Raw genomic sequence first — 9,312 nt, forward strand, 5'->3', positions numbered from 1 at the left:
TAGGTGATGCACCCTTGTTAAAGTCGGAGGTGATCATGAGTACTGCGATGATGACGAAAATGCACATCAACGGTTATGACGTGCTCAGCGTAAACAGTGGCCCATGGAGAGTCTGTACCCAGGCTGACCGGTTGGGTTCCTTTGCTTCCCGGGAGGAAGCGCTGGCCTACGCGGCGGCATTGCCGACCCGGAGAAACCGTAGCGGCCGGCCTGGGAACACGAAATAAGGGGTAACGAGCCTGCTCGCGATGCGGTCAGCAGATTCAAATTCTGGGTGACAGGCACACCGCTATCGCGAGCAAGCTCGCTCCCACAGTTTTTCCTGGGTGCCCATCAAGAGTGCGTCCATCATAGATCCCCTGTGGGAGCGAGCTTGCTCGCGATCTCGTTGGGTCAGCCTGCGTCCTTCGCTGATCAGGCGCGCGCCAGCTCCAACGGGATCTCCAGGGTAAACAGCGCGCCTTGCCCGGGGCCGTCGCTATGAACATGGAGGCGGCCGTTCATTTCGACCGCTGCCAGGGCGCAGCTGTGCAGGCCAAAGCCATGACCGTCCTTGCGGGTGGTGAAACCATGGTTGAAGATGCGCGCCAGGTTCTCGGGGGAAATGCCTTCTCCGCGGTCCTTGACGCTCAGGCTCAGCTGGGTTTCGTCGAGGATACGGATCCCCAGGGTCATTTCACGCGGATGTTCGCTGATGTGCGACATGGCGAATTTGGCGTTGCTGATCAAGTTGATCAGGATCAGCAATAACCTGTGCTTGTCCCCCATGATCGCGGGTACGTCCTGGTAATCCTTGATGACGGTGACGTGATGCCGGCTCAGGGCGCCCGAGTTCATGCGCAGCGCATCTTCGAACAGGTCGCTGACATTGAGCGGTTCGATCAGCCTGGCGGCCCCTGCGTAAGTCTGTTGAGTCGTGACGATTTCCTTGATGTGATCGATGCTCTTGGTCAACTGTGCCAGTTCATCGATAAGCAGTCTCTGTTCGGCGGCAATGGAGTCGACCAACTCGTTGAAGTAACGCGGCAGCAACCGACCTTTTTCATCAAGGGTAATGAACCGGCCAAGGTCCTCGGCATGTTCGTTCATCATGTTGACCGCTTTCGTGAGCCCGAGCGTCTTGCTGCTCCTCAACTTGCGGGTCACCAGCTCGGCGGAAATATTGACGCTGTTGAGTACATTGCCGACGTTGTGCAACACATTCGTCGCTATTTCGGCCATGCCCGCCATTCGGGCCGCATCCACCAGTTCGCGTTCGGCTTCCTTCAACTCGCGGGTACGCTCCTGCACGCGCTCTTCCAGGCGTTCGTTGGACGATTGCAACGCTTGGTTGATCTGATTGATCACGGCATAGCTGCGCACCAGGCGCACCGCCAGGTAGATCATCAGCAGTGCCATCAGGCTGGCGCACACAGCCAGGTAGATGTGGTATTGACGGTCGGTTGCGGCAGTCCTGCGCTGTGTCTCGTTCAACAGCTCATTGATGTTGTCCAGTTCCTGGGCAACCGGAATGACGCTGATGCGGTCAAGCAGGTCATTGACCACCGGTTGCTCCTGGACGATGGTTTTGACGTGCTGGATGAGGCTGATGAAGGGCGCCTGATAGGCGGCGGGCAACTGGTGAATGTACGGCTCCAGCTCAGTCAACTTGCCTTGTATTTCCCGGGCTTTGTCCGTCGTGACATAAAGCCCGAACTCCAGTGTCGTCAGGCTCAACTCAAGCACATTGGACGCCACGGTCAGGCGCTCCGTGGGGCTTTCGATATGCATGTCCTTGAGCAGCGTTTGAATCTGGTCTTCGGCCTGCGGCAGCGCATCCAGGGACGTGCGCAGCCGGGCGTTGTGTTGTTCGAATTGCTCCACCAGTAAGGTCTTGTTTTTGACGGCATCCACATAACCGTTGCGCCGGGACGCCCAAAGCGCCGCCAAGGGGCCGGAGTTATTGAGTCGTTCCAATTGCTGCCAGCGACTGTCGGCCTCCGGGGGCGGGGCCAGTGACAGGTTGTTGTTGATGCCGATCTTTTTCCTCAGGATCTTGCCGTTCCAGTTCGCGTCGGATTGTTTGAGTTGACGAATGAAGTCGCGGGACTCGAAGTAGGTCGATGAGTCGTACGTGTATGACTTGATCAAAAAGAATATCAGTGCGGAAAACACAATAAGCGCGACGGCCAACAGGGCGGGCCATTTATATTTTTTGATAAGAGTGGTCACGCTACTCTCCTGTCCAGGGTGCTTATCGAATGCGTCGGTGAATTGCCGAGGGGAGGGAGTTGCTCAAGGCATGAGCCGAAGGGGAGGCGAGATAAACGTCGTGCGGTGGAGCGTGTCGGTCTGCTTTTGCCTGGGTACACGTTGAGCTCCCTGCTGACGATGAACGTCGGGTTCATTGCCGAGTGTAGCGCTAACGAGAGGGGCGGTGCTTGGTGAGGGCGCTTCGGGATGAAGCAGGCGCGGCCAGGCAGGCCGCGCCTGGGGTATTACTTGATGTCGATGAAGGGCATGGCGCTGTTCGGCAGCACTGTAGTGGGCAGCACGCCATTCCAGCGCTCGGCCTTGGTCAGCTCCACCAGGTTCTGGTTGCTGGCCAGGGCCTGGGCCCGCGCCTTGATGGCCTCGGCTTCAGCTTTGCCGCGCAGCTCGGTTGCCAGTGCGTCCGCCTTGGCCTGGGCCACTTGCGAATCGGCTTCCGCCTGGGCCTGTGTCACCCGGATCTGCGCCTGGACCTGCTCGGTGGCGAGTTGCTGTTCGCGGGTCTTGACCTGGACTTCCGCGGCCATGCGCGCTTCGATGGCTTTTTCGTAGGCATCACTGAAATCGATGTTTTCGACCTGGACGCTGTCGATGATCACGGGCCCGGTAATGGTGGCCTTGATGGCCGTGGAAATATCGTTGACCAGTTGGACGCGGTTCTGCACGGCAGCCACGGCGTTGAACTTGCCAAAGACGTTTTCCACCTGGGTCGGCACCTGGCGGCTGATCATCCGGTCGCGGATGCCTTCAAGGTCCTTGAACTGGGTATAGACCTTCGCCACATCGGAAGGGGCGATATGCCAGGACACGGACACCTTGAGCTGGGCGGATTGTTGATCCTTGCTGTAGGCCTGCAGGTCTTCGTAAGCGGTGACTTGGCTCTGGACGCTGATCATGCGTACGGATTCGATGAAGGGCGTCTTGAAGGACAATCCCGGTTCAACCACCCCGACCAGTGCCCCGTTGCGCAGCAGCACGCCGCGCTCGGTCTCGTCGACCGTGTACCAACTGCCGAACAGTACGCACAACAAGACGATGCCGATGATTGCAGCACCGATGGAGCCGATGGTTTTACTGGTCACTTTTCTTTCCTTGATTGGCTTGGGAGGGTTTGCCATAGCGGTGTCCAATGTTGAAGCTGCAATTGGCGTTCTGAATGCCAGACACGAAAAAGCCCTGAATAATCAGGGCTTTAACGTTAGAAGATGGCGGAGGCGATGGGATTCGAACTCATGGACCTGTTACAGTCGACGGTTTTCAAGACCGTTGCCTTAAACCACTCGGCCACACCTCCGTATTGCGTTGCGGGCGCCATAATACCCGAATGAAACACACTGTCAAACTCTCTACGTAGCTTGTTACAGAGCGTCTGTTATGATCCTTGCCACTGAATGTTTCAAAACCGGAGGAGTGTCGCCATGCGCGAACAGGATTACGCAGTGAACAACAGCGTGCAGGCTGAGCAGCTAGAGGTTAGCCGCGTCCTGCGCAACACTTATGGCCTGCTGGCACTCACACTCGCTTTCAGCGGTGTGATGGCCTACGTCGCACAACAGATGCGGGTGGGTTACCCGAACATCTTCGTCGTGCTGATCGGTTTCTATGGTCTTTTCTTCCTCACCAACAAACTCCGTGATTCGGCCTGGGGCCTGGTGTCGGCTTTCGCCCTGACCGGCTTCATGGGCTTCCTGCTCGGCCCGATCCTCAATCGCTACCTGCAAATGCAGGGCGGCGCCGAAGTGGTCAGCTCGGCCTTTGCAATGACCGCCCTGGTATTCGGTGGCCTGTCGGCCTACGTGCTGATTTCCCGCAAGGACATGAGTTTCCTCGGCGGTTTCATCACCGCAGGTTTCTTCGTCCTGATGGGGGCCGTGCTGGCCAGCTTCTTCTTCCAGATCAGCGGCCTGCAACTGGCGATCAGCGCCGGCTTCGTGCTGTTCTCGTCGGTCTGCATCCTGTATCAGACCAGCGCCATCATCCACGGCGGCGAGCGCAACTACATCATGGCGACTGTCAGCCTGTATGTATCGATCTACAACCTGTTCGTCAGCTTGCTGCAGCTGTTCGGCCTGATGGGTCGTGACGACTGATTGCATCCGCGATGAACGAAAAGCCCGCTTCGGCGGGCTTTTTTTCGCCCGTGTTTCGAGTTGTGGCCAATGGCCAACAAAAAACCTGAAACAGATGGCACCTTTGAATAAATGATCTACACCTATGGACATGGAAGCTTAGTGCCATGGGAGGCAAGAAGTGGATCGCTTGGTTACCTACCTGAATTTTCCCCCATTACGTATTCGGCCACCGAGCCCGGTCTGGTCGTGGCCGTTTGTTGGGATTGGGAGGCTATCAAGGCGACTCCGCAGGACCGTGAGCAGGCTTGGGCATCGTGCTGCAGCCTGATAACAGAAGGAGGCCCTGCACATCGGCCAGGAATCCGATGCGATAGCAGGCGTTTCCCTATAAGGAGATATTGATGAAGCAGCCTCAAGGAAAGATCATCGTGTGGCTGGCCCTGACGGGGGCATTGTCCACCGCTAGCGTCCATGCCGGAGTCTTCCCCGATTTCGGCTACGCCCCGCCCAAGAGTGCATACTCTGGAGCGCCGTTCCAGCTCAGCCAGGATTATCCGAAGGTGGCCCCGGGCGCAGCGTCGGTACCGGCATTCTTCCAACATTTGCCCAAGACATTCTCCAATGACTTTGAAACCTGGCGCCCGTACATGGAGGAAGTGAAAAAGTATTGCTTGGAAGGCAATACTGAAATTGGCTGGAAGGTACAGAAGAACAAGGTTCGCCAGTGGTATCACATGCCTTGGCAGCATTACGGTCCCAACGGTCGTGAAGGCATCAGCGGGCTGACCAAGGAGGCACCGATTCAGCCCGGGCAACTGGCAAGTACGCAGACCGACAGCGGGCAGACCTACGCAGTGGGGATCTATAACGATATAGGGGCCTACACCATCGGCCAGGTCTGGAAAGACCCGGATAATCCAGACCCAAGCCATACCTCCAAACCCAAGAGTTTTGCCAACGGCACGGTGGTCTGCAAGGCGCTGTTCGCCGATATAGACGTCAAGACGGTGCCGTTCCTGGCGAACCCATTGCTCTGGAACGCCTACACCGCCGAAACCTTCACTTCGACCAAACGGCACGTCACCAAGGTGGCGTTGATTCAGATGGACATTGCCGTGCGCGACACCCGCGTGAGCGATACCGGCTGGCTGTTCGGCACGTTCCAATACAACGGCGCCAAGACCGGCAAGGCGAACTGGAACAACCTGGTGCCGGTGGGGATCATGTGGGGCAATGATCCGAAGGTAACCGGCAATGACTTTACCAACCCCAAGCCGGTCGTCACCAAGATCAACCCGGCCCTGAAACAGACCGCGATCAACGCCAACACCCAGGAACTGCCACCGACCCACCTGGGTTGGAACGGGCGACTCAATGGGCCGGTGGACAACCCCCAGGCGTCCTGCCTGAGTTGCCACATGACCGCCGAGTACCAGCAACTGGCGATCATGAACCCGACGTTCCAGGCCAACCCGCCACCTGTGGGAGGCGATGTCTGGATGCAATGGTTCCAGAACATTCCGGCCGGTCAGCCGTTCAGCCCGGGCACGCAAAGCACGGACTACAGCCTGCAACTGTCCGGAGCCCTGGCCAATTTCTATGACTGGAAGTGCAACCACAGCGGCGTCTATGCCGATGGCGTCAATGCCTGCACCAAGCTCCAGACGCTCAGGTTGATCAAAGCGAGCAACGCGCCTGAGGAACAAGTGCACAAAGTGCAGCGCAGTCCCGAGTTGGAAGAGCTCGAGTAACCCGCTTTCCCGGCCTCGGGCGATCCGAGGCCGGTTTCCACTCACGCCATCGGCGGCAACCGCCGCTTGACCGGGGTCTTCTTGACGATGGCCGTATTGGTCTCGGCGTGGACATTGAGCTTGTCCAGCAAGGTATCCAGCTGTTCCATCGAGCGCACATGCAGGCGCGCGATGAAACAGTCGTCGCCGGTGACCTTGTCGCATTCGGTGAATTCAGCGATGGCCTGGATCTGCCGCTCCACTTCCTGCAACTGTCCCGGTAGCGGGCGGATGCGCACGATGGCCTGGAGTTGATAGCCGAAGCACTTGGGGTCCACTTCGACGGTGTAGCCCCTGAGCACGCCGCGTTCCTCGAGCCGGCGAAGACGTTCGGCGACACTGGGGGAGGACAGGCCGCTGAGGTTTGCCAGGGCCTTGAGGGAGCGTCGGGAGTCTTCCATCAGGGCGCTGATGAGGATCTGGTCAATATCGTCAGTCATTTCAGCTCCATTAGGCGAATGCGTGAAGTTGCCTTGATAAAAAAGGTCGAAACGCAGTTTAGCCTTTTTCAAGCCATGGAGAAGGTTCGGGTCGGCTCGGCATACTGTGCCCACTTGCTGAAGGAGCCTGAAGATGGACAAGACCTTACGCCGCGGTTCGCTGGAAATGACCGCCGCCATGCTGATCTCCGGAACCATTGGTTGGTTCGTGCTGGTTTCCGGTTTGCCGGTGCTGGATGTGGTGTTCTGGCGCTGCGTGTTCGGTGCCGTGACTTTGCTGCTGATCTGCGCCGGTTTCGGCTTTTTGCGGCCCGGCATCCTCACCCGTGCCACCTTCCTGCTGGCGGTGCTCAGTGGAGTGGCGATCGTCGGTAACTGGGTGTTGTTATTTGCCTCTTACTCCCGTGCTTCGATCGCCATCGGCACGGCGGTGTACAACGTCCAGCCGTTCATGTTGGTAGGCCTGGCGGCGTTGTTCCTGGGGGAGAAAATAACTGCGCAAAAACTGTTCTGGCTGGCGGTGTCGTTTCTCGGAATGCTGGCCATCGTCAGTGCCCATGGTGAGCAAGGGCAGGGTGGCGGTGACTATCTGCTGGGCATTGCGTTGGCGTTGGGGGCGGCGCTGCTGTACGCCGTCGCGGCGTTGATCATCAAGCGTCTGACGGGCACACCACCCCATCTGATCGCCCTGATCCAGGTCAGCACCGGCGTGTTGCTGCTGGCGCCCTGGGCGAACTTCTCGGCGTTACCGCAACACGCCCAGGCCTGGGCCAGCCTGTTGACCCTGGGCATGGTGCACACCGGCGTGATGTACGTGCTGCTGTACAGCGCCATCCAGCGGTTGCCGACCGCGTTGACCGGGGCTTTGTCGTTCATCTATCCGATCGCGGCGATCTTCGTCGACTGGTTCGCCTTCGGCCATCGCCTCGAACCGCTGCAATGGCTGGGGGTGGCGGCGATCCTGCTGGCGGCTGCCGGCATGCAACAGGGCTGGGGCATCAAGTGGCGTCGCCCAGCCCTGTCGTAGCCCTCCGGGCGTGGATCAGAAGATGTAGTCCGTGGTCAGGAAGTTGGAATCCCGCTCACGGATGATGTCGCTGATCAACGCCTTGTTGCTCTCCTGGAACTTGGTCGCCACCAGCGTGCGGATGGAAAAGGTGCGCAGCGCATCGTGGACGGACAAGGTGCCCTCGGCCGAGTTCTTCCGGCCATTGAACGGGAAGGTGTCCGGGCCACGCTGGCACTGGGCGTTGATGTTGATGCGGCCGACCTGGTTGGCGAAGGTGTCCACCAGCTTGCCGACTTGTGCCGGGTCGGTGCCGAAAATGCTGAGCTGCTGGCCGAAGTCGGACTCCAGTACGTAATCGACCACGGTGTTGAGGTCGCGGTACGGCACGATGGGCACGACCGGGCCGAACTGTTCTTCGTGGTAGACCCGCATCGCCGTGTTCACCGGATACAGCACCGCCGGATAGAAGAACGAATTGCGCGATTCGCCACCGTGGACATTCTTCACTTCCGCGCCCTTGGCGACCGCATCGGCGACCAGTGAATGCAGGTAGTCGACCTTGCCCGCCTCGGGCAGCGGCGTCAGCGCCACACCCTCTTCCCACGGCATGCCGGGTTTCAGGCCGGCCAGCTTGGCGTTGAATTTCTCGATGAATGCCGGTGCCACGTCTTCATGGACAAACAGGATTTTCAGCGCCGTGCAGCGTTGGCCGTTGAAGGACAGCGAGCCGGTCAGCGCCTCGCTGACCGCGTTGTCCAGGTCCACATCCGGCAGCACCAGCCCGGGATTCTTCGCATCCAGCCCCAGGGCGGCACGCAAGCGGTGCGGGCGCGGGTGGAGTTTCTTCAGGTCGCTGGCGGCTTTGTTGGTGCCAATGAAGGCGAAGATGTCGATCTTGCCGCTGGCCATCAGCGCGCTGACGGTTTCCCGGCCGCTGCCGTAGATCACGTTGATCACACCCGCCGGGAAGCTGTCGCGGAAGGCTTCGAGCAGCGGCCGTACCAGCAGCACACCGAGCTTGGCCGGCTTGAACACGACGGTGTTGCCCATGATCAAGGCCGGAATCAGGGTGGTGAAGGTTTCGTTCAGCGGATAGTTGTAGGGCCCCATGCACAAGGCCACGCCCAAGGGAACGCGACGGATCTGCCCGAGGGTGTCCTGTTCCAGCTCGAAACGGCTGGAGCGGCGGTCCAGTTCCTTGAGGGCATTGATGGTGTCGACGATGTAATCGCAGGTGCGGTCGAATTCCTTCTGGGAGTCCTTGAGGTTCTTGCCGATCTCCCACATCAGCAACTTGACCACGGCTTCGCGCTGCTCGCGCATGCGCGCCAGGAAGGTTTCCACATGGCGGATGCGCTCGGCGACGCGCATCGTCGGCCACTGGCCCTGGCCGCGATCGTAAGCCCGGACGGCGGCGTCCAGGGCGGTGAGGGCGGTCTCGGCATCCAGCAGGGGCGTGCTGCCGAGAATCACTTGTTCATCACCCAGCTCGCCGGTCAGGTAGACGGGGCTGCGGACGACGGCCAGCGGCCCTTGCCAGGTTTGCAGGACGCCGTCGACCAGGTATTCGCGCTGCTCGATCCGACCTTCGAGGCGGTAGGCGTCGGGGATGTCGGCGGCACCGGGGAACAGGTTGGCGAGGAAGGGGGCTGTGGTCATGTCGTTACTCCATCAATGAAATGAGCCATGGGCGAACGGCTTGCAGGCATGAAACGCTTTTAGCGTTATACGCCTTAATGGAGGTGTTTTTT

General features: G+C 59.3%; 8 protein-coding genes and 1 tRNA gene. 4 read left to right on the top strand and 5 right to left on the bottom strand.

The genetic code is table 11. The annotated features are described in order from the left end of the window. Positions 1 to 35: 35 nt before the first annotated feature. The gene (locus tag J4E53_RS20135; RefSeq protein ID WP_092199992.1) at positions 36 to 227 is read left to right on the top strand and encodes a DUF2188 domain-containing protein; all 192 of its coding nucleotides are present in this window, start codon (positions 36 to 38) and stop codon (positions 225 to 227) included. A gap of 187 nt (positions 228 to 414) precedes the next feature. Here the strand turns inward: J4E53_RS20135 and J4E53_RS20140 are convergent, their stop codons facing one another. From J4E53_RS20140 to J4E53_RS20150, 3 genes are all read right to left on the bottom strand, one after another. Beyond that, complete coding sequence (locus J4E53_RS20140) at positions 415 to 2,211, bottom strand: DAHL domain-containing protein (protein ID WP_060742224.1); 1,797 nt, start codon at positions 2,209 to 2,211, stop codon at positions 415 to 417. Positions 2,212 to 2,477: 266 nt separating this feature from the next. Further along, positions 2,478 to 3,332 carry a prohibitin family protein gene (locus J4E53_RS20145; protein ID WP_081015426.1) on the bottom strand — a complete coding sequence of 285 codons (855 nt, stop codon included), beginning with the start codon at positions 3,330 to 3,332 and terminating at the stop codon, positions 2,478 to 2,480. Between the two features lie 124 nt (positions 3,333 to 3,456). Continuing rightward, positions 3,457 to 3,544: transfer RNA gene (locus J4E53_RS20150), tRNA-Ser, on the bottom strand. A gap of 124 nt (positions 3,545 to 3,668) precedes the next feature. On the opposite strand from J4E53_RS20150, the gene J4E53_RS20155 reads away from it, so the two are divergent. Then, positions 3,669 to 4,340 (top strand): Bax inhibitor-1/YccA family protein, encoded by a 672-nt coding sequence (locus tag J4E53_RS20155; protein ID WP_025213780.1) that lies wholly within the window; start codon positions 3,669 to 3,671, stop codon positions 4,338 to 4,340. Between the two features lie 383 nt (positions 4,341 to 4,723). Continuing rightward, on the top strand, positions 4,724 to 6,073 hold the full coding sequence (locus J4E53_RS20160; RefSeq protein ID WP_103309811.1) for a hypothetical protein: 1,350 nt from the start codon (positions 4,724 to 4,726) through the stop codon (positions 6,071 to 6,073). A gap of 41 nt (positions 6,074 to 6,114) precedes the next feature. Here J4E53_RS20160 and J4E53_RS20165 read toward each other — a convergent pair whose 3' ends face one another. Continuing rightward, positions 6,115 to 6,552 (bottom strand): Lrp/AsnC family transcriptional regulator, encoded by a 438-nt coding sequence (locus tag J4E53_RS20165; protein ID WP_003202176.1) that lies wholly within the window; start codon positions 6,550 to 6,552, stop codon positions 6,115 to 6,117. 133 nt (positions 6,553 to 6,685) lie between these two features. Between J4E53_RS20165 and J4E53_RS20170 the strand changes: the two genes are divergently transcribed. Continuing rightward, positions 6,686 to 7,579 (top strand): DMT family transporter, encoded by an 894-nt coding sequence (locus tag J4E53_RS20170; protein WP_060742227.1) that lies wholly within the window; start codon positions 6,686 to 6,688, stop codon positions 7,577 to 7,579. A 15-nt stretch (positions 7,580 to 7,594) separates the two neighbouring features. On the opposite strand, the gene J4E53_RS20175 is transcribed toward J4E53_RS20170, so the two are convergent. Beyond that, complete coding sequence (locus J4E53_RS20175; RefSeq protein WP_060742228.1) at positions 7,595 to 9,220, bottom strand: NADP-dependent glyceraldehyde-3-phosphate dehydrogenase; 1,626 nt, start codon at positions 9,218 to 9,220, stop codon at positions 7,595 to 7,597. Positions 9,221 to 9,312 lie beyond the last annotated feature (92 nt).

Source organism: Pseudomonas sp. FW305-28, assembly GCF_017351395.1.
In the GTDB taxonomy this organism is placed as follows: Bacteria; Pseudomonadota; Gammaproteobacteria; order Pseudomonadales; family Pseudomonadaceae; genus Aquipseudomonas; species Aquipseudomonas fluorescens_AA.